Origin of the sequence: Flavobacterium sp. Root420 (assembly GCF_001427905.1) — a bacterium.
In the GTDB taxonomy this organism is placed as follows: Bacteria; Bacteroidota; Bacteroidia; order Flavobacteriales; family Flavobacteriaceae; genus Flavobacterium.
On sequence record NZ_LMEF01000012.1, the window covers coordinates 340,776 to 362,507 of the forward strand.

General features: G+C 35.0%; 13 protein-coding genes and 1 tRNA gene. 4 read left to right on the top strand and 10 right to left on the bottom strand.

The genetic code is table 11. The features are described from left to right. Positions 1–88 precede the first annotated feature (88 nt). The 6 genes from ASC72_RS09190 to ASC72_RS09215 all read right to left on the bottom strand — a co-directional run bounded on the left by ASC72_RS09190 (position 89) and on the right by ASC72_RS09215 (position 10,050). A complete protein-coding gene (locus tag ASC72_RS09190) occupies positions 89–1,948 on the bottom strand; it encodes a glycoside hydrolase family 13 protein (RefSeq protein WP_056190049.1) in 1,860 nt (619 codons plus the stop codon). Positions 1,949–2,134: 186 nt separating this feature from the next. Continuing rightward, positions 2,135–4,249, bottom strand: a complete 2,115-nt coding sequence (locus ASC72_RS09195; protein ID WP_056190050.1) for a glycoside hydrolase family 97 protein — start codon at positions 4,247–4,249, stop codon at positions 2,135–2,137. A 19-nt stretch (positions 4,250–4,268) separates the two neighbouring features. Further along, positions 4,269–6,572: a glycoside hydrolase family 65 protein gene (locus ASC72_RS09200; protein WP_056190053.1), complete on the bottom strand. Its 2,304-nt coding sequence runs from the start codon at positions 6,570–6,572 to the stop codon at positions 4,269–4,271. Between the two features lie 243 nt (positions 6,573–6,815). Beyond that, on the bottom strand, positions 6,816–7,469 hold the full coding sequence (gene pgmB, locus ASC72_RS09205; protein ID WP_056190057.1) for a beta-phosphoglucomutase: 654 nt from the start codon (positions 7,467–7,469) through the stop codon (positions 6,816–6,818). Positions 7,470–7,484: 15 nt separating this feature from the next. Further along, positions 7,485–8,840 carry an MFS transporter gene (locus ASC72_RS09210; protein WP_056190059.1) on the bottom strand — a complete coding sequence of 452 codons (1,356 nt, stop codon included), beginning with the start codon at positions 8,838–8,840 and terminating at the stop codon, positions 7,485–7,487. 178 nt (positions 8,841–9,018) lie between these two features. Beyond that, on the bottom strand, positions 9,019–10,050 hold the full coding sequence (locus tag ASC72_RS09215) for a LacI family DNA-binding transcriptional regulator (protein WP_056190062.1): 1,032 nt from the start codon (positions 10,048–10,050) through the stop codon (positions 9,019–9,021). A gap of 235 nt (positions 10,051–10,285) precedes the next feature. Between ASC72_RS09215 and ASC72_RS09220 the strand changes: the two genes are divergently transcribed. The 4 genes from ASC72_RS09220 to ASC72_RS09235 are packed head-to-tail and all read left to right on the top strand — an operon-like array spanning position 10,286 to position 18,897. Then, positions 10,286–13,243 carry a TonB-dependent receptor gene (locus tag ASC72_RS09220; protein ID WP_056190065.1) on the top strand — a complete coding sequence of 986 codons (2,958 nt, stop codon included), beginning with the start codon at positions 10,286–10,288 and terminating at the stop codon, positions 13,241–13,243. 16 nt (positions 13,244–13,259) lie between these two features. After that, positions 13,260–14,852, top strand: coding sequence for a RagB/SusD family nutrient uptake outer membrane protein (locus tag ASC72_RS09225; RefSeq protein WP_056190067.1), 1,593 nt, complete (start codon positions 13,260–13,262; stop codon positions 14,850–14,852). A 19-nt stretch (positions 14,853–14,871) separates the two neighbouring features. Continuing rightward, the gene (locus ASC72_RS09230; RefSeq protein ID WP_056190069.1) at positions 14,872–15,969 is read left to right on the top strand and encodes a SusE domain-containing protein; all 1,098 of its coding nucleotides are present in this window, start codon (positions 14,872–14,874) and stop codon (positions 15,967–15,969) included. A gap of 57 nt (positions 15,970–16,026) precedes the next feature. Continuing rightward, complete coding sequence (locus ASC72_RS09235; protein ID WP_056190071.1) at positions 16,027–18,897, top strand: alpha-amylase family glycosyl hydrolase; 2,871 nt, start codon at positions 16,027–16,029, stop codon at positions 18,895–18,897. A 107-nt stretch (positions 18,898–19,004) separates the two neighbouring features. On the opposite strand, the gene ASC72_RS09240 is transcribed toward ASC72_RS09235, so the two are convergent. From ASC72_RS09240 to ASC72_RS09255, 4 genes are all read right to left on the bottom strand, one after another. Next, positions 19,005–19,229: a DUF6814 family protein gene (locus tag ASC72_RS09240; RefSeq protein WP_056190073.1), complete on the bottom strand. Its 225-nt coding sequence runs from the start codon at positions 19,227–19,229 to the stop codon at positions 19,005–19,007. 12 nt (positions 19,230–19,241) lie between these two features. Continuing rightward, entirely contained in the window at positions 19,242–20,738 is a 1,497-nt protein-coding gene (locus ASC72_RS09245) for an MFS transporter (protein WP_056190074.1), read from the bottom strand. A gap of 516 nt (positions 20,739–21,254) precedes the next feature. Beyond that, complete coding sequence (locus ASC72_RS09250) at positions 21,255–21,542, bottom strand: GIY-YIG nuclease family protein (protein WP_056190076.1); 288 nt, start codon at positions 21,540–21,542, stop codon at positions 21,255–21,257. Positions 21,543–21,591: 49 nt separating this feature from the next. Further along, a tRNA-Phe gene (locus ASC72_RS09255) sits at positions 21,592–21,667 on the bottom strand. Between the last annotated feature and the right edge of the window lie 65 nt (positions 21,668–21,732).

Sequence of the window (21,732 nt, forward strand, 5' to 3'; positions counted from 1 at the left end):
AAATTATTTACACATAGCTATGTGTTTTGATGCAAGTGAAATGCCTTTTTTTAGCTCTAGAGAACTATGTTTCTATGTGTTTTAATATTTATTCCAATTCTAAAACTACAGCCGATTTTGGCTCCAATGTAATTTCAGTAGCTAAATCAAATGTTTTTCCGGTCAAAACATCTTTTCCAGATTTAAAGTTTTTGATGTTTTCTTTAAAACGGTTTGTTTTAACTGTTTGTGCTTTTGCATTGTTATTGAAAACGACCATTACGGTTTTAGCATCGGTATATCTAAAATAAACATAAGTGTTATTCTCCGGAATATAATGCGTCATTTTACCGTTATGAATGGCTTTATTGGCTTTTCTCCAATTGAATAATTTTGAAGTAAAATCGAAAAATTGCGCTTGCTGAGCCGTTCTTCCTGCTGCAGTCAATGCATTGTTTTTGTCGCCAGCCCATCCGCCAGGAAAATCCTGACGAATATCGGCGTCGCCTTTGCTTTTTTCACCACCCATTCCAATTTCTGAACCGTAATAAACTTGTGGAATTCCACGAACTGTGGCCAATAAAGTCATCGCCAGTTTGTATTTAGGAAAATCGTATTTAAACTTCTCATTCATACGATCAGTGTCATGATTTTCGGTAAAAACCAAAATGTTATTGGTATTTGGATATAAATAATCCATTGCAAAATTGTTATAGAATTTAATCAATCCGCTGTCCCAGCTTGGTTCGTCTTCATTGAAAGCGGATGTAACCTGACTTTGAAGGGTAAAATCCATTACACTTGGCAAATTCGAATTGTAGTTTTCGATTGCGCCAATTTTACTGTCTTTTTGCCAATAGGCTAAATTCGCCTGATTGTGCATCCAGATTTCACCAACAATATTAAAATTAGGATATTCATTCGTAATTGATTTGGCCCAATTGGCCATTGCCGTTTGGTCAGAGTAATTATAAGTATCAACTCTAAATCCGTCCAGATTAGCATATTCAATCCACCAAATGGCGTTTTGAGTTAAGTATTTCGCGACTAAAGGATTTCTCAAATTCAAGTCTGGCATAGAAGGAACAAACCAGCCGTCAACACAAATTTCCTGATCAATTTTTGAAGCATGTATATCTGTAATAACTTCACGTCTGTGATGCGTTTGAGTGAAGTTTTCGAATTGATTGAACCAGGTTTTAGTTGGCATGTCTTTCATCATCCAGTGGGTAATTCCCCAATGATTGGTAACGTAATCCATTACCAATTTCATGTTTTTCTTGTGCAATTCTGATGATAAACGAACATAATCTTCATTCGTTCCGTAACGCGGATCTATTTTGTAGACATCAGATTGTGCATATCCATGATAGGAATGCTGTTTGTCGTTGTCTTCGCATAAAGGAGTATTCCAGATCGTAGTTACACCTAAAGACGAAATATAATCTAAGTTTTTAATGATTCCTTGGATATCTCCACCATGACGACCTGCTGGTTCCTGACGATTTGCTTTTTCAGTTAAAGAAGCATTGCTATCGTTTTTCGGATTTCCGTTCGCAAAACGATCCGGCATAATTAGGTAAATCAAGTCTGAAGAGTCATAACTTTTTCGGTCTGCTGAATTGGCTCTTCTTTCTTTAAGGGAATATTTTTGTGTAAAGGCAATTTTATTATTGGCTTTAAAAGAGAAAACCAATTCAGAAGCTTTTAAATTTTGTATGTCAATTGTTACGAATAAGTAGTTTGGATTTTCTGTTTTTTCTACATTTTTAATGACAACATTATTAGAAACAGCAGCTTCGTATTGTGCAATGTTTTTTCCGTAGAACATAATCTGCAACTCCGGATTTTTCATTCCTGCGTACCAAAATGGCGGTTCAACTTTCTGAATTTGCGCTTTCGCGGAAGCAGAAAATAGTAGGATGAAAAGGAGTATTTTGTAGAATGTCTGGTTTGCCTGAATTCTCATAATCTAAGTTTTAGGTTTCCTGCAAGGTTTTCAAAACCTTGTAAGTTTAAATAGGAATTACTTGTACAGTTTTTAATATTAATCAATAATACCTCCAAGGTTTTGAAAACCTTGCAGGATAAAAAAATATAAGATTTAAAAAAAAAGACAAGTAATTTTGGGAAAAATCACTTGTCTTTGAAAAAATTATTTTGTTTCGATTATACTAATCGCATAACCTCCGCCCGGAGCAGACAACTGTGATAATTTTGATTTATTAGTTACAGCAATTTTCTTGATCGTGTAAGCCTGCGGATTAGTTTTATAATGTGCCTCTTTTGCATCAGCATAAATTGTTGCGGTGTATTTTTTGCCTTTTTCAAGGAAACTGAAATCAATGTTCGAAGTACGGGAATTGTCTCCGTTTACGTTTCCAACAAACCAGTTGTTTGTTCCTTTTGCTTTACGGGCAACCGTAATAAAATCACCTGGTTCAGCTTCGATATATTTGCTTTCAGACCAATCTACCGCTACATCTTTAATGAATTGGAAAGCATCTGGAAAACGGTTGTAGTTCTCTGGAGTATCTGCCGCCATTTGCAACGGGCTGTACATCGTTACATACAAAGCCAATTGATTACAAATCGTGCTGTTTACATGCGATTTATTATCAGGATTCATTTTGCTGATATCCATTTCGAAGATTCCGGGAGTATAATCCATTGGACCTCCAATTAAACGTGTAAATGGCAATACCGTAACGTGATTTGGTTTAGAACCGCCAAAAGCCTGATATTCTGTTCCTCTTGCTGCTTCGTTTCCAATTAAGTTCGGATATGTTCTGCAAATTCCTGTTGGACGAACAGCTTCGTGAGCGTTCACCATAATTTTATAATCAGCTGCTTTTTCAATCGCATATTGATAGTGGTTTACAATCCATTGATCATAATGATTTTCACCGCGAGGCAAAATATCTCCAACATAACCGCTTTTTACAGCATCGTATCCGTTGTCTTTCATGAATTGGTACGCTTTGTCCATATGGCGCTCGTAGTTGCGAACCGAACCAGAAGTTTCGTGGTGCATGATGATTTTGATTCCTTTAGATTTTGCATATTCATGCAAACCTTTTACATCAAAATCGGGGTAAGGCGTTAAGAAATCAAAAACATAATCTTTTGAATGTCCAAACCAGTCTTCCCAGCCTTCGTTCCATCCTTCAACTAAAACAGCATCGAAACCATTTGCAGCGGCAAAATCAATATATTTTTTTACGTTAGCATTGTTTGCTCCGTGTGTTCCGCTTGGTTTTGCTTTTGAGAAATCAGAAACGCCTAATTGAACCGTTGGAAAATCGTTTGTGTAAGACCAGGAGCTTTTTCCTGTAATCATTTCCCACCAAACACCAACATATTTTACCGGTTTAATCCAGGAAGTATCATCAATTTTAGACGGATCGTTTAAGTTATAAGTCATTTTTGAAGCTAAGATTTCTCTGGCATCATCGCTAACCATAATCGTTCTCCAAGGAGAGTGACCTGGTGCCTGAATATAACCTTTGTCTCCTTTTGCATCTGGCGTTAACCAGGATTCGAAAATCATGTTTTTGTCATCCAAATTCAAATGCATACAAGAATAATTGATCAAAGCCGCTTCGTGCAGGTTGATGTAAATTCCGTCATTGGTTTTTAACATCAAAGAAGTCTGAACTCCTGTTGGAGAAAAAGATTTTTGAGAAACATTAGCCGTATATGCCTTTTCTGATAAACCTCTGATTTCAGATAATTTCGATTTGGTATAATCGTATTCCTGAGTGTCATAATCTCCCGGAATCCAAAATGCTGTGTGGTCGCCAGCCATTGCAAATTGTGTTCTTTCTTCTTTGATTACAAAGTAAGTCAGATTTTTTTGAGTTGGGAATTCATATCTAAATCCAAGTCCGTCATCGAACAAACGGAAACGAATTACGATTTGTCTGTCCGTTCCTTTTTGATTTAAAGTAACAGCAAGTTCATTATAATGATTTCTGATATTATCCACTTCTCCCCAAACCGGTTTCCAGGTTTCATCAAAAGTGGTAGTTTTGGTATCAACAACAGTAAAGTCATTCAATAAAGATTTTTTGTCATCTTTAAGTTCAAGACCTAATTTACTGGTTTTGACAACTTCTTTATTTTTGTATTTTAAATTGTAAGTTGGAGTTCCGTCGTTTTGAAGCGAAAATTCCATTACGAACTTTCCTTCGGGAGATTTTAATTGCTGCGCTTTTGCAATTGAGCTGAAAGCAAACAAGATTAAACTTGCGAAAAATAAGTTTTTCATGTTTTTTATTTTTAAGTAATTAATCAATTTGTGCAAATTTACTTGCAGTTATGGGTTTTCCGTTTACTACAATTGTTAAATCTTGATCGCCATCAACGGTAAAAGTTGTTTCGTCGTGATTTACAGCTACTTTCAAAATTTGATTTCTGAAGTTTATTTTAAACGAATAGCCTTTCCATTCTTTTGGAATTTTTGGAGCAAAATGAAGCTGGTCATTTTTTACGCGCATTCCGCCAAAACCTTCTACAATGCTCATCCACGTTCCCGCCATTGAAGTAATGTGACAGCCTTCTTCTACCTCTTTGTTATAGTCATCCAAATCCAGACGAGAAGTTCTTAAGTAGAAAGTATAGGCCATGTCCATTTTATCTAAATGGGCAGCCTGAATCGAGTGAACGCAAGGCGAAAGTGAACTTTCATGAACCGTAAACGATTCGTAAAAGTCGAAATTACGTTCTAATTCTTCTTTGGAGAAATGATCTTCAAAGAAATAGAAACATTGTAAAACATCGGCTTGTTTGATATACGGCGAACGTAAAACACGATCCCAAGACCATTTTTGATTGATTGGTCTCTGTGAACGGTCTAAGTCTTTTACCGGAACTAAATCTTTGTCTAAGAAACCGTCCTGCTGTAAATAAATGCCCAATTCTTTTGAAACCGGGAAGTACATATCGTCAGCTACTTTTTTCCATTCCTGGATTTCATTAGCAGATAACTTCACTTTTTCAAGAACACGTTTGTGATCAGCAGGATATTCCAGTGCCACTTTATTAATTTGTTCAGCTGCATAATCGATACACCATTTTGCAATATAATTGGTGTAGAAATTATTGTTGATGTTATTTTCATATTCATTTGGACCTGTAACGCCCAAAATCACGTATTGATTTTTTTCTTTAGAAAAAGAAGCTCTCTGATGCCAGAAACGCGCAATTCCGATTAAAACTTCTAAACCTTTTTCAGGAATATAAGAGTAATCTCCGGTGAAACGGTGGTAATTGTAAATCGCAAAAGCAATCGCGCCATTTCTGTGAATTTCTTCGTGCGTGATTTCCCATTCGTTGTGGCATTCTTCTCCATTCATGGTAACCATCGGATAAAGAGCCGCGCCGTTTTTGAAACCTAAATTGTCCTTCGCATTTTCAATCGCTTTATCCAATTGATTGAAACGATACGTCAATAAGTTTCTTGCTACCTGCTGATCTTTTGTCGCCATGTAAAACGGAATACAATAAGCCTCAGTGTCCCAATAAGTAGATCCGCCGTATTTTTCTCCGGTAAAACCTTTAGGCCCGATGTTCAATCGGCTGTCTTTTCCTAAATAGGTTTGATTTAACTGGAAGATGTTGAAACGAATTCCCTGCTGTGCTTTTACGTCGCCATCAATGGTAATATCTGACATTTCCCAGATTTTGCTCCAGGCGTTAATTTGATTTTGAAGTAACTTTTCATATCCTAAATTAACAGCAGCTTTAATTGTTTTTTCGGCTGCAGCCAAAGTGTTTTCGTGATTTAAAGAAACCGTATAACCACCAATTTTCTGAATGGATGAGGTTTGTCCTTTAGCGATAATCGTTCCGTAAGTAAACTGAACTTTATCTGAAGTGGAGTCGATTGTTGAAGGCGAAATGTTTACGTTTTCTCCGTTTGCAAAAATCGTGTTGTGCATGAAAGTTGTAACCTTAAAATGCGTCTTAAAAGTCTGCGCCGTCACAAAAGCCTCATTTGATCCTTTTTTTACTTCAAGAGGTTCCCAGAATTTTTCTTCCCAGTTCGCATCTTCATTGGTAACTCCTGCGTCGATATAAGGTTTGTAAACAATTTTGGCATCTTTGTTTAAAGGCGTGATTTCGTATTTGATAATACCGGCTTCATCCAGATCCAAAGAAAGAAAACGTCGAATGTTTACGGCGATTTCAGTTCCGTTTTTCAACGTTGCTTCAAAAGAACGGTTGTACCATCCTTCTTTCATATTCAATTCTCTGCGAAAGTTTTTAACTTCTGTACAGGTGTTTAAGTCTAAGTTTTCTTCATTGATTTTAACGTCAATTCCAATCCAGTTTGGAGCGTTTAATACTTTCGCAAAATATTTTGGATAGCCGTTTTTCCACCAACCCACTTTAGTTTTGTCCGGATAGTAAATTCCGGCAATATAACTTCCCTGAAAAGTTTCGCCAGAGTATGTTTCTTCAAAATTGGCACGTTGTCCCATAGCACCGTTTCCGATACTAAAAAGACTCTCAGACGATTTGACTCTTTCAACATCAAATCCTTCTTCTATGATGGACCAATTGTCTGGTTTTATATAATCTTGATTCATTTTTTTTAATTAGATAATTGGGCAATGAGATAATTCTTTAATTAGAAAATGTGCCAATTTGATAATGAGATAATTACTTACTTTGGCTATTCTAATTTGATTTTATCTGATTAATTGCTCGTTTGTACTATTTTACTTTTTTAATTAGTTGATTTATATTTCAATCAATTAGGTAATCTGTCAATTAAACAATTAGAAAATTCACGTTCGAAAAATTATCTCATTATCTAATAGGCACATTTTCTAATTAATTAGCTTCTCGATAAACGTCGGGTTTATTTCAGTGAAATCTTTAAAAATATAATCAGCTTCATGTAAAATTGTTTCCTCACCAATTCCTACACTTATCATTTCTCCTATGTTTGCTGCCTGAATTCCGGCAACAGAATCTTCAAATACAATTGCATTTTTTGGATCAATATTTAATAATTGAGCCGCTTTTAAGAAAACTTCCGGATCTGGTTTGGCATTGGTAACGTCGTTTCCGTCAACAATAACATCGAAATACGAAAGGATTCCCGTTTTTTTAAGAATTGGTCGGGCGTTTTTACTCGCAGAACCCAACGCAATTCCCTGGTTTTTATCTTTTAATAATTGCAGAATTTTAAAAACTCCAGGAAGAATCTCGCTTTCGTCCATGTCAACTAAATAAGATAGGTAATCTTCATTTTTTTGAATTAACCATTTGTCCTTGTCTTCCTGCGAAGCCTCAGCATTTCCTAATCCAAGTATAATATCTAACGAACGTACTCGGCTCACGCCCTTAAGTAACTCGTTGTCTTCATGCGTAAAATTGATGTTTAAGGCCTGAGCGATTTTCTGCCAGGCTAAAAAGTGGTATTTGGCAGTATCAACGATTACGCCATCAAGATCGAATATGAATGCTTTTTTCATTATAAGGGAAATTCTTATTTATGATTTTTGAATAGTGTCGTCTACATCTTTTACTTTATAAACTAAGAGAGCAGCAATTAAAAAACTTACACCGCTTGTTATTAAGGCATAAATTGCATCGCCATTGTAAAGATATTTTACAATTGGCCCTCCAATTAGTGCATTTACAATTTGTGGAATCACGACGAAAAAGTTGAAAATCCCCATATAAACTCCCATTTTTTTAGGAGCAATTGATCCTGCAAGAATGGCGTAGGGCATAGCCAAAATACTAGCCCAGGCCACTCCAACTAAAATCATTGGCAACACTACCCAGTCTTCATTCGGCATAAAATAAATGGAAATTAATCCGATTCCTCCAATGATAAGTGATACGGCGTGAGTTGATTTTCGGCCGATTTTTTTAGCGATAAACGGTAAGAAAAATAAAGCGATAATGGCAGAAACTAAATTGTAAACTCCAAATAAAATTCCGACCCAGTCACCTGCATCCTGATACTGTTGGCTTGAAGTGTCATCTAATGGTAATCCGTAAATATGATGCGCAATCGCGGGGGTTGTAAATACCCACATTCCGAATAATCCAAACCAGGAGAAAAACTGAACCCAACTAAGCTGACGCATTGTTGTTGGCATTTTTGCAAAATCGGTAAAGATGTCTGTTAATTTTGATTTTTCTTCAGGAGGAATATCAATTTCACTTTGCGGATCTTCAAAATGGGCTAATTCTTCCGGAGTATATTCTTTTGTTGTAAAAAGTGTTACCAGAATGGAAGCAATTAAAACGGCTGCTCCAATAATAAATGATAATTTCAGATTTAGAGGAATACTCCCAGGAACGGCATTGTTCGAAATGTGAAACCATTTTGTTAAAACATAAGGTAAAGCCGAACCAATTACAGCTCCAAAACCAATTAATGAAGTTTGAATACTGAATCCTGCAGTACGCTGATCTGTTCTTAAATTGTCACCAACCAAAGCGCGAAACGGCTCCATAGCAATGTTGAAAGAAGCATCCATAATCATTAACATTCCGGCTCCAACCCATAAAGCAGGCAGGACAGAAATGAAAATGTTAGCCTGAGGCATTAAAATTAATCCAACTGAAGCTAAAATGGCACCTACAAGGAAAAAAGGTTTTCGTCTTCCAAACTTTCCCCAGGTTTTATCACTGTAATGACCAATAACAGGCTGTACTATCAATCCCATAAGAGGAGCAATAATCCAAAACCATGATAGTTCATGTACGTCGGCACCAAAAATTTGAAGAATTCTGCTGGCATTTGCATTCTGAAGTGCAAATCCCATTTGTATTCCTAAGAAACCGAAACTCATGTTCCAAATTTCCCAGAAACTTAATTTACGCTTTTCCATTATCGTAATTAAAAAATTAATTAGACGATAAGCGCTTTGCTTATCAAAACTTACTGTTTTTTCGAAGTAAAAGTAAAAGCCTTGATGGGCGTAAAAGTATTAATTATTTTTTTAAATAGCCTAATAAAAAAGCCATAAATATTTTTTATGGCTTTAGAATATGTTGATTTTAAGAATTTTAGTCAGTAGATTCTCTTTTTATTAAGTGCGTTTCGATGACTTCAGTAGTGTAATTTTCATTTTCTTCTTCCTCATCATCATGTTCAGCTTCCAGTCTTTCAATTAGCATTTTAGCGGCTTTATTACCCATTTTTTCACCATTTTGACTTACGGTTGTAATGCTTGGAGTTGAGTATTTAGAAATAATTCCATCCGTAAAAGCAATTACGGCTAGATCTTCAGGAACTTTAAGCCCCATTTTGTTAGCTGTTTTGATAATTGTAACCGCAAAAAGTTCATTTACAGCAAAAACGGCATCAAAAGCTCTGTCATGTAAAAGCTGACTAATTGTAATTTCGCAAGTATCGACATCTTCAATTTTGATGATTAAATCTTCGTTGAACGGTAATCCGTTGTCTAAGAGTGCTTTTTCGTAGCCATCTGTTCTTAATTTTCCCACACTTACATAATCGACAGTAGTCACCAATGCGATCTTTTTTCGGCCATTATCGATTAAACTCTGAACCGCTTCATAAGCAGCTGCTTTATCATCGATAATTACTTTATCGCATAAAATATCATTGGTAACACGGTCGAACATGACCACGGGCATTCCCTGATTTATAACCTCGGTAATGTGATGAAAGTCGCCTTTATACTGGGTTTCTTTGGAAAGAGACATGATAAAACCATCGATACTTCCGTTGGCTAACATTTCCATATTTAAGACTTCTTTATCGAAAGAATCATCCGATAGACAGATCACAACACTATAGCCATTTTCGTTAGCAACCTGTTCAATTCCGTTAATTACGGTAGAGAAAAAATAATGTACAATTTCCGGAATGATAATACCAATACTTTTGGTTTTTCGATTTTTTAAACTAAGGGCAATATTGTTGGGTTTATAGTTGTAAAACTTTGCAAAAGCCTGCACTTTTAAGCGTGTTTCTTCTCCTATTTCAAGACTATTTCTTAGTGATTTTGAGACAGTTGAAATAGAGACGTCTAGTTCCTTTGCAATCTGTTTTAAAGTGATTTTGCGTTTCATGTGTATTATTGAAAAAAATCTAATTAATAATAAAGGTATCTTTTATTTTCTGATTTAGCATTTTTTGACTTAAAAGATTACAAAAAATAGAAAGTTTTCAACACTACCACGTTTTCGTAAACCAATAAAAAAGGTGTCTGGTTGTTCGTGTTAATAAATTCCTAATTTTGAAATTCGAAGTAAAATTAAAAACTTAACTAACAATCACAAACTCAAACTAATTTAAACAAAAAGTATGAAAACAATTTACAAAAAGTTGTTATTTTTATTCCTATTGTTGCCGTTTTCTGTGTTCGCTCAAAGCACTCTAAGCGGGACTGTTGTCGATAAGGCAACAGGTCAGCCAATACCGGGAGTAAATGTAAATGTGCAAGGTACTCCAAGCGGTACCTCAACAGGATTTGATGGTACTTACCAACTGTCAAATGTAAAAAACGGAAATAAAATTGTTGTTTCTTTTATTGGATACACAACGCAAACCATTAATTATAATGGGCAAAAAACTTTAAACGTTTCTTTAGAAGAAGACACCAACCAACTTAAAGAAGTTGTGGTACAAGTTGGTTATGGTACAGTTAAGAAAAAAGACGCAACAGGTGCTGTAACAATGCTTACAACTAAAGATTTTAATAAAGGACCAGTTGTATCTGCAGATCAGATGATTCAGGGTAGAGTAGCTGGTTTACAAATTATTAATAATGGTGGCTCTCCTGGTGAAGGTTCTATTATTAGAATCAGAAGCGGATCTTCTTTATCTGCAAACAATGATCCTTTGTATGTAATTGATGGTATTCCGGTTGCCGCTGGAGGAGTTGAAGGAGGTAAAAACCCATTGTCAACAATTAATCAAAATAACATTGAATCTATTGCTGTTTTAAAAGATGCTTCTGCGACGGCTATTTATGGTTCAAGAGCTTCTAATGGGGTTATTATTATTACAACCAAAAAAGGAAAATCTGGTGATTTGAAAATTAGCTATAACGGAACTTTTCAGGTTTCTGAAGCTAAGAAAACGGTGGATGCTTTATCAAGTAATCAATTTAGAGATTTCGTAAATGCTCATGGAACCGCCAATCAACAAGGTTTAATGGGTGATGCAAATACAAATTGGCAAGACGAAATTTATAGAACCGCATTTGGTCAGGATCATAATATTGCTGCAAGTGGAGGTAAAGACAATATTACCTATAGAGTTTCTGCAGGATACAATAATTTAAATGGAATCCTGAAAAATGATAACATGCAAAGAACTACTCTTGGAGCTAGTCTTGTTGGAGATTTCTTAGACAAACATTTAAAAGTTCAGGTTAACAGTAATACTTCATATATTAAAAGTAATTATAGTAATACAGATGCTATTGGTGCTGCTATTTCTTTTGATCCTACTCAATCAGTTAAAAATGCTGATGGAACTTATTTTCAATGGATGACTAATCCTACTGAATTTAACCAATTAGCAGGAAGAAATCCCGTTTCTTTGATTAATCAAATTCATAAATACGGAAGTTCTTTCAGAAGTATCAGTAACATTCAGTTTGATTATAAAATGCATTTTTTACCAGAACTGAAAGCTGTTGCTAATTTCGGTTACGACGAATTAAACGGAACAGGATATGGTAAAAATGATGCTGATTATTTAGGGGGATTAAGTGGTTCAACAGCACGTAATACTTATAGTAATGATGAAACAAGGAATAATAAGTTAATGGATTTGTATTTGAATTATAATACAAAAATCAATTCTATTGATACACAACTTGATGTAACAGGAGGTTATTCTTATCAGGATTTTAGAGAGTCGAAAAATAAGTCATCTTATAATGCTCAAAATGACATAACAAATAAAGAGCTTTTTACTCCAACTCGTATTAACCTACAATCATTTTTTGCAAGAGCAAATGTAACTGTTGCAGACAAATATTTATTGACATTGTCTTACAGACGTGATGGAACTTCCAGATTTACAGAAGAGAATCGTTGGGCAAATTTCCCAGCTGTTGCAGTTGCCTGGAAATTAAATGAAGAAAGTTTCTTAAAAGATGTTACTAGTATTTCTACTTTAAAATTAAGAGGAGGATGGGGTATTACAGGACAACAGGATATTGGAGTTAGTTATCCATCGATTCCTTTGTATTTAGCTTCTAACGGAACTGCTCAATACAAAATTGGAAATACTTTTTATACGACTTACAGACCGCAACCATATAATAGTAATTTAAAATGGGAAGAAACTACAACGGTGAATGTTGGTTTAGATTTCGGATTCCTTAATAATAGAATTACAGGTACAGTTGATGTGTATAAAAGAACAACTGATGACTTATTATTATTTACAAATAATCCATCTTTCTTTGGGTTCTCAAATGCTGATAACTACAATATTGGATCTATAGAGAATAAAGGTATCGAGATTTCTGGAGAAGTTATTCCGGTTAAAACAGATAAATTAGAATGGATTGTTGGAGGTAACATTACTTTTCAGGATTCAAAAATAACAAAGTTGACTACTAGTTTGCCAAATACTCCAGGTATTAATTATGGTGGATATGAAGGCGGAACTGGAAATACAATTCAAAACCACCAGGTTGGATATTCTCCAGGGGCATTTTATGTGTACGAGCAAGCTTATGGGGCAAATGGAAAACCGCTTGATGGTGTGTATGTAGACAGAAATAAAGACGGACTAATTACAGAACAGGATAAATATCGTTTTCATAAACCAACAGCTGATGTATTTTATGGTTTCTATACTACTTTAAACTATAAAAACTGGGATATGTCTATGAACTGGAGAGGATCTTGGGGTAATTACAATTACAATAACGTTGACTCAAGCAAAGGTTCATATCAAAATATATTACTTAGAGAAACGGATTTATCTAATGGAGTTGCAAATGTTTTAGAGACAAATTTTGCTTCAACAGATTCTAAAAGATTTGAATCAGATTACTACGTTCAGGATGCTTCATTTGTAAGATTAGATAATGTTAGTGTTGGTTATACTTTTAATCAAAAGCAAAACTCAAATACTTTAGTGAAACTTACTTTGGCAGCTCAAAACGTATTACTTATTACGAAATACGAAGGATTAGATCCGGAAGTTGCATCAAGTACTGATAAAACTTATGGTATTGACAAAAACATCTATCCAAGACCAATCACTTTTACGTTAGGTTTAAACGTTAGTTTCTAATAAAATAACTAGAAAAATGAAAAAGATACAAATAAAATTATTGGGAATTTCATTAGTAATGATGCTAACGTTTTTTGCTTCATGTACAGATGATTTAAACCAATCACCAGATAATGGGGATTCTGTTAGTGGTGATGAATTGTTCAGTAATCCAGAGTCATATAAGCAAAATTTAGCAAAATTATATGCAGGATTTGCTACTTCAGGACAAACAGGTCCATCAGGAACTCCCGACATTTCAGGAATTGATGAAGGAGAAAGTCAATATGTTAGGGGATTGTGGTTGTTGGAAGAATTAACAACTGATGAAGCGGTAATTGCTTGGAATGATGGAACTATCAAAGATTTGCACAGTCAAACCTGGACTTCTTTAGACCGTTTTATCACGGCAGTTTTTGCACGTTTCTCTTTTCAGATTGTAAATTGTAATGAGTTTTTAAGACAAACTACAGATGAGAAATTAGCGGCAAGAGGAGTTAGTGCTGAATTAAAGGCTGAAATTCAGACTTATAGAGCTGAGGTGCGTTTTTTAAGAGCAATGACATATTTTCATTTAGTTGATAATTTCGGAGGAGGTTCATTAGTTACAGAAGATTCACCAAGTACTTTTTACTATCCGGAATATGCTACCAGAGCAGAGTTATATAAATTTATTGATGAGGAGTTAACGGCAATTACACCGTTATTAAAAGCACCAAAAACAAATGAGCAATATCGAGTTGATCAGGCAGGTGCATGGATGTTACAAGCAAAATTATACATGAATTCAGGTGTATATATTGGAACTGATAAATATGCAGATGCTTTGCCACTTATTAATAAAATTATTGCATCACCTTATAAATTGCATACAGATTATAATCAGTTGTTTTTAGCTGATAATGATAAAAATGGTTCTCAAAATGAATTTATTTTCGCTGTCGCTTTTGACGGGCTTCATACTCAAACTTATGGAGGAACAACATTTCTGACACATGCACCTGTTGGAGGAAGCATGGTTGCATCTGAATTTGGTATCAACGGAGGTTGGGGAGGTATTCGAACAACATCAGCTTTCGTAAATAAATTTGATGGTAATACAGCAGATAAAAGAGGTCAGTTTTATACTAATGGACAATCTAAAGAAATCGCTAACATCGGAAACTTTACGGATGGTTATGCTATTCAGAAATTTAGAAACGTTGATGTAAATGGTGTTCAGGGATCAGATAAAGCTGGAAATTTTTCAGATTCGGATTTTCCAATCTTTCGATTGGCAGATGCTTATTTAATGTATGCAGAATGTGCGGTAAGAGGAGCTGGAGGAAGCACATCTACTGCAACAGATTATATAAATGCTTTGAGATTAAGAGCTAAAGGAAATACAATATCTCAGGGAGATTTGAATTTAAACTTTATTATTGATGAAAGAGCAAGAGAATTGCATTGGGAATGTCATAGAAGATCTGACTTAATTCGTTTTGGGAAATTCTCAGGCGGAAGTTATTTATGGCCTTGGAAAGGTAATGTTGCTGGTGGTGCGCCAACTCAATCTTACAGAAATTTATTTCCAATCCCTGCTAATGCTTTAGCATCAAACCAAAAACTACAACAAAATCCAGGATATTAATAATTAAAAATATACGAAAATGAAAAATATAACTAAATCATTAATTGCTTTATTTGCCTTAGTTGCAATGTCATGCAGCGTTGAAGACGTACAGGATAGACCTGTTATTGAAGGAGTTGATACACCGGTATTAACAGCTCCTACTGAAGGAAGTGCTTATGTTTTGACTCCAGAGGTTGCTGCAAACCAAGCAGAACGTTTTACATGGCAATCTGCTAATTACGGAGGTGATGTTCAGGTTAATTATACCGTTCAAATAGATAAAAAAGGAAATGAGTTCAAGACTGCAAAAGTTTTAGGTTCTGTAATTTCTCAAAATCAATTATCTGTTTCTGTTGAACAAATGAATGGTGCTGCTTTGTCTTTAGCAGCTACACCATTTAAATCGGCAGAATATGAAGTTAGAGTAAAATCTGACATAGCCGGTGCAAATCCTATGTTTTCTAACGCTACTCCAATAACTATTACGGCTTATACTACAGAAACTCCTAGATTATGGCTTCCAGGTGGATATCAAAATGCAAGTGGTTACGGATCAGATTGGGCACATTCTTCTGCTCCAACATTGTTAGCTGAAGGTTACGGAAAAACTGCTTTTGAAGGTTATGTATATTTTGCAACTGCACAAGATGGTACTCAAGATGGAAAAGGATTTAAATTGTCTACTCAGGCAAATTGGGACGGAACAAATTATGGAATAGGTGCAACAGCTGGTACCATTAGTACAACTGGAGGAAACTTATCAATTGCCGCTCCAGGTTACTATAAAATAAAAGCAGATACTGATCCTGCAAAATTAACATATTCTGCAACTAAACTTTCATGGGGTATTGTTGGTAATGCTACTCCTGGAGGATGGGATGCTGATACTCCTATGACATACAATCCAGCTACTAAAAAATGGACAATTACAGTTGTTTTAACTGCTCAATCCGCTCCTGATAATGGTTTGAAATTTAGAGCAAATAACAGCTGGGATTTCAATTTTGGAGATACTGGAGCTGACGGTAAATTAGAAGATGGTGGAACTAATATTGGAACCACTGCTGGAACTTTCTTAATTACTTTGGATTTAAGTAATCCAAGAAATTACACTTATACCATGGTAAAACAGTAATGAGTTAAATAAAAAGAGGCTATCTACGGATAGCCTTTTTTAATAAAGAGGTTAATTATGAAAAAAATTATACTATTATTTTTCTTTTTGTTTTCAGTATTTTCATTTGCACAGCTGAAACAAGTTACCTGGTCAGTAAGTCCGTCAACTTTTGAAGAAACGACTCCAATTACCATTACTATTAATGGAAATAATCTGGATGAAAGTTCTTGGGGAGTTACTGATAATTCTCTGTATCTATGGGCTTGGGCTTTTGACACAAATGATACAACTCAAAAGGGAACTCCAAATAATGGAAGTTGGGAGGCTTCAAGCGAAGCTAGTAAATTTACATATAATGCAGGTTCTGATACTTACACGAAAACAATAACGCCAACAGTGTATTATAATACTACAGGAATTGGTAAAATTGGTTTTTTAATAAAAGCAAAAAATGGAACCGGAGATAAGAAGTCTCAGGATATTTTAGTCGAAGTGGGCTCTTTTCAGGTAACACTGACTTCGCCAACTGAAAATAGTGCTACAATTATTGGCTCCGGATCTAATTTTAATATTGCAGCTACAAATACAAACGGTGTAGCCAGTTATACATTAAGAGCAAACGGAATGACTATCGATACTAACGCAAGTACATCAAGTTATTCTTATACAGCTACTACTATTACGACGAACCAAAATTATGAATTAGTAATTGTACAAGGAACAGTTACAATCTCAAAAAAGTTTTCAGTAATAGTAAATCCAAACACGATTTCCGAAGCTATGCCTGCGGGATTAATCGACGGAATAAATTATAATACAGACGCAACAAAAGCAACTTTAGTTTTAGATGCACCCCTGAAAGATTTTGTTTATGTTGCCGGAAGTTTTAATAATTGGCAGCCTTCAACCACCTATGCTATGAAAAAAGATCCGACTTCTGGTAAATTTTGGCTGGAATTAACCGGATTGGTTTCTGGCGTAAATAACACGTATCAGTACTGGGTTGTCGATGCAACTCCACTTGCAAATTCGCCGGCAATGGTAAAAACAGCCGATCCTTATTCGACTTTAGTTTTATCTCCTTATGATGATTCTTCGATTCCTTCGGCATCCTATCCAAATATGCCGGTTTATCCGGCAGGGCAGAACTTTGAAGTTACTGTGCTTAAAACAGGACAAACTCCGTACAATTGGCAGGTAACTAATTTTACTAAACCTGAAAAAGATAAATTGGTGGTTTACGAGGTTTTGGTTCGTGATTTTGATGCAAATAGAAATTATCAAAGTTTAATTGACAGAATAGGTTATTTCAAAACACTGAAAATAAATGCAATCGAATTGATGCCGGTAATGGAGTTTGAAGGGAATGAAAGCTGGGGTTATAATACTTCATTTCACATGGCTTTGGATAAGTTTTATGGCACTTCGGATAAATTAAAAGAACTTATTGATATATGCCACCAAAATGGTATTGCAGTTATTCTTGATGTAGCTTTAAATCATGCTTTCGGAAGAAATCCGATGGTGAGAATGTGGATGAATGATCCTGATGGAGATGGTTTTGGGTCGCCAACAACAGAAAATCCTTATTTTAATACTGTAGCAAAACACAGTTATAGTGTAGGTGAAGATTTTAATCATCAATCGGCTAGAACACAATATTATGTCGAACGAGTGGTGAAACAATGGATAGAAGAATATAAAATTGATGGTTTCCGTTGGGATTTAACCAAAGGATTTACCCAGGAATGTACTGCTGCAGATGAATCTTGTACTAACGGATATCGACCGGACAGAGTTGCGGTTTTAAAGAAATATGCCGATTATTCCTGGAGTTTAGACCAAACACATTATACTATTTTTGAGCATTTAGGATCAGATACAGAAGAACAGGAATGGGCAAACTACAGAACCACTGAAACGCCAAGTAAGGGAGTTATGATGTGGGGAAAAATGACAGATCAGTACAATCAATTGTCAATGGGATATTCAACAAGCAACAATATTTCGAGAATGATGAGTTCCAGCCGTGGTTTTACAGCAAACCGTTTAATGGGTTATGCCGAAAGTCATGATGAAGAGCGTTTGATGTACAAAAATGTACAATACGGAAATTCGGCGGGAACTTACAATGTAAAAACATTAAATACAGGATTGTCAAGAATGTCTGCAATTGGAGCAGTTTCATTATTGATTCCGGGTCCAAAAATGATCTGGCATTTTGGCGAATTAGGCTGGGATGATTCTATTTTTACCTGTAGGGATGGAGTTGTAAATGATGCTTCGGCAACACTTTCTGGTGATTGCAAATTAGATACGAAGCCACAACCTCAGTGGAATGAAAATTGGTTAGGAGACACCAATCGAAATAAAATTTATTACGATTGGGCTAAAATGATCAATTTAAAAGTGACAGAGCCGGTATTTTTGGGAACAGCTACAATGGCCGATACAAATACCCTAACAGTTAATGTGAAAATTGCAAACAGTACTCTTGCAGCAACACAATTAAAAGACGTTCTAATTCTGGCCAATTTTGATGTGACAGCACAAAATGTTCCTACTGGTTTTCAATATACTGGAACATGGTATAATTTAATGGATAATACTTCTATCAATGTTACCGATGTTAATGCAACAATGAATTTAGCACCGGGCGAATATAGAATCTACGGAAATAAAACAGCCAATTTAACTATTCCTGAATTCGAAAAAAGCAATACGGTTAATTTATATCCAAATCCGGTTTTAAACCATTTTACATTAAATATTGCAACAACAAAAGTTCAGGTATATGCAATGTCCGGTCAATTGGTAAAAAGTTTTACTCCAAATGGAAATACAGATTTTCAGTTTGGTGTAAGCGAATTAAAAACAGGATTATATATTGTGAAAGCAATTGATGAAAACAATAAGATTCAGGTTATGAAATTTATTAAAAAATAAAATTAAAAGCACAGTCATTATTTCTAATGATGGATGTTTGGTTAGTTTAGTAATTCGAAAGGGCTGTCAATTTTTTGACAGCCCTTTCAATTTTAAAGTTAATTTGGTTATTTTTTCTGATCGTATTCGCCAATCACAGAGAAATAACCAAAAGTTCCTAATCCTAAAACTATTAATGGGGTAAGGACAAAGAGGATAATAATTCCAAAGACTAAATCATCCTGCTGGTCCGATAGGAATTTGGGTAAACCAAATTCAAAGACACAAAAATAAGCCGCGGCAATGGATAGTATAATCCACAAAACACCTAAAATTTTTTTAACTGTATTCATATTATGTAGGTTTTAAAGGTGATTCGTTTTGTTTTTATTATCGATGTAAACCATTCCAATTACAAAGCAGACCGAAGCAATAATAATGGGGTACCAAAGTCCGTCAAGATAAAAGTCGGCTTTTCCATTGGCTTTTGCATGTGTTACAAAATAGGTTGAAATTGCAGGAAGCAAACCTCCAAAAATTCCATTTCCAACATGATAGGGCAGCGACATCGAAGTGTATCTGATTTTTGTTGGAAACATTTCTACTAAAAATGCCGCAATTGGTCCGTAAACCATTGTTACAAACAACACCTGAATAAAAACCCAAAAAATTAACGCCCACTCATCTTCAGAATTTATTTTGATTGAAATAGTACTTTGAGATGCTTTTTTATTGGCAAAATCTGTTTTCTTTTCTATGTAAGAGGTTCCATCTGTAAAGGTTTTAGAGATAGTTGTTACGATATCATTATTTTTCGTTGTTTCAATATTTTTCGTTGTTTTTTCAACGATTTCGGTTTTGTAACTCACATTAGTGGTGTTGTACATTTCCTTGTAAATAGATCTGTAAGATAAAATCGCGAGTAACATTCCGAACATCATAATGTATTTTCGACCTACTTTGTCGCTCAGCCATCCAAAAACTATAAAAAATGGAGTTCCTATTAAAAGTGCAATTCCTAAAAGCCCATCAACTTGTGAAGAATCTACATTCATAACCGTTTTCATAAAACTCATGGCATAAAACTGTCCCGTATACCAAACAACACCTTGTCCCATTGTTGCTCCAAAAAGGGCCAGTAAAACGAATTTTAAATTGTATCGGTTACCAAAACTTTCTTTAAGCGGATTGGTACTTGTTGTTCCTTCTTTTTTAGCCTTGGCAAATACGGGAGATTCATCCATGTTTTTTCTTATCAAATAAGAAACTCCAACCATCACGATAGAAACCCAAAACGGAACACGCCATCCCCAGGCATCAAAATCTTCTGCTGAAAGTACATTTTTAGTAGCTAATATGACCATTAATGAGATGAACAAGCCAACAGTAGCTGTAGTTTGAATCCAGGAAGTCCAATATCCTTTTTGTCCAACAGGAGCGTGTTCTGCAACATACGTTGCTGCTCCTCCATATTCACCACCAAGAGCAAGTCCTTGTAGCAAACGTAGAATTAGGACTAATAAAGGAGCTAGAAAACCTATAGTTTCATAACTCGGAATACATCCTATTAAAAACGTAGAGCCACCCATTAATAATAAGGTAGCCATAAAAGTATATTTTCTTCCAATAATATCACCAAGTCTTCCAAAAAACAAAGCACCAAAAGGACGAACTACAAACCCCGCAGCGAAAGTCGCTAATGTTGATAAAAAAGCAGCAGTTGGATTATCACTTGGAAAAAATTTGGTAGAAATTACAACAGCTAAGCTTCCAAAAATATAGAAATCATACCATTCAATCATTGTTCCCATCGAGGAAGCCGAAATAACTTTCCAAATGCCTTTAGTCGAAGTTTTGCTCATAAAATGCTCTGTGTTTTTAATAGTAAATAAAATAGTAAAGTATGATTTCACGAATATATAAGATATTTTTTTATTTAGTTGATACTTTTTTAACAAAAACACTATAATTGTTAACTTTACACTTTTTAATAGTATTTAAGTTTCAAAGAGGAAGATTTTAACAGCGAAGACCGCTGAGGTTTACGCAAAGAACGCGATGTTTTTATTTCTTCAAAAATTAAAAAGGATCAAAATAAATCTATATAAGCAAGAACATAGCCAACGGTTTCAACCGTTGGGACACCGTATGTAAATAGATAGTGAATATACATGCATTAAAATATGTATACCTCAATTCGTTCGTCGATACGTCCCCGAGGTTGAAACCTTGGGCTATAATTGAAATGAGATTAATTGGAGTTTGGAATTTAAAAAAAATGGAATTTAACCTTGCGAACTTTGCGTAAAACTTAGCGTTCCTTGCGGTTAAGCTTTATTGGAATTTGGTCCCGAAGCTTCGGGAGAACCAAGGACATATTATGATTTTCTTTTGGATAAAACGTCTTTTAAAATAGACGGATCTGTGATTATTTTGTTATTAAAAGTTTTGCTTTTCATTCTTTTTATAAACTTTTCCAAATAAATAGCTTCTTCTCTGTTTAAGCAATCAAAGGCTAGAACAATTCTCCAGTCAGTGGCGATTTTGGTAAAAGAATTTTGGTAAGAATGATTTTGATGTTTTAAAATGCGCTCTTCAATATTGTTTGTTTCTCCAATATAAAATTTTTGAGATGAATCTGAGTAGAGAATATTTAAGTAATGCATTTTGTGAAAAAATATTAAAAACAAAAAACCCACTCAGTTGAGTGGGTTTTGGTGGTACCTCCAGGGATCGAACCAGGGACACATGGATTTTCAGTCCATTGCTCTACCATCTGAGCTAAGGTACCGTGTTGTGCTCATTGCGGGTGCAAAGATAGAATCATTTTTCGTTTATCCAAAACATTTTTTTAAA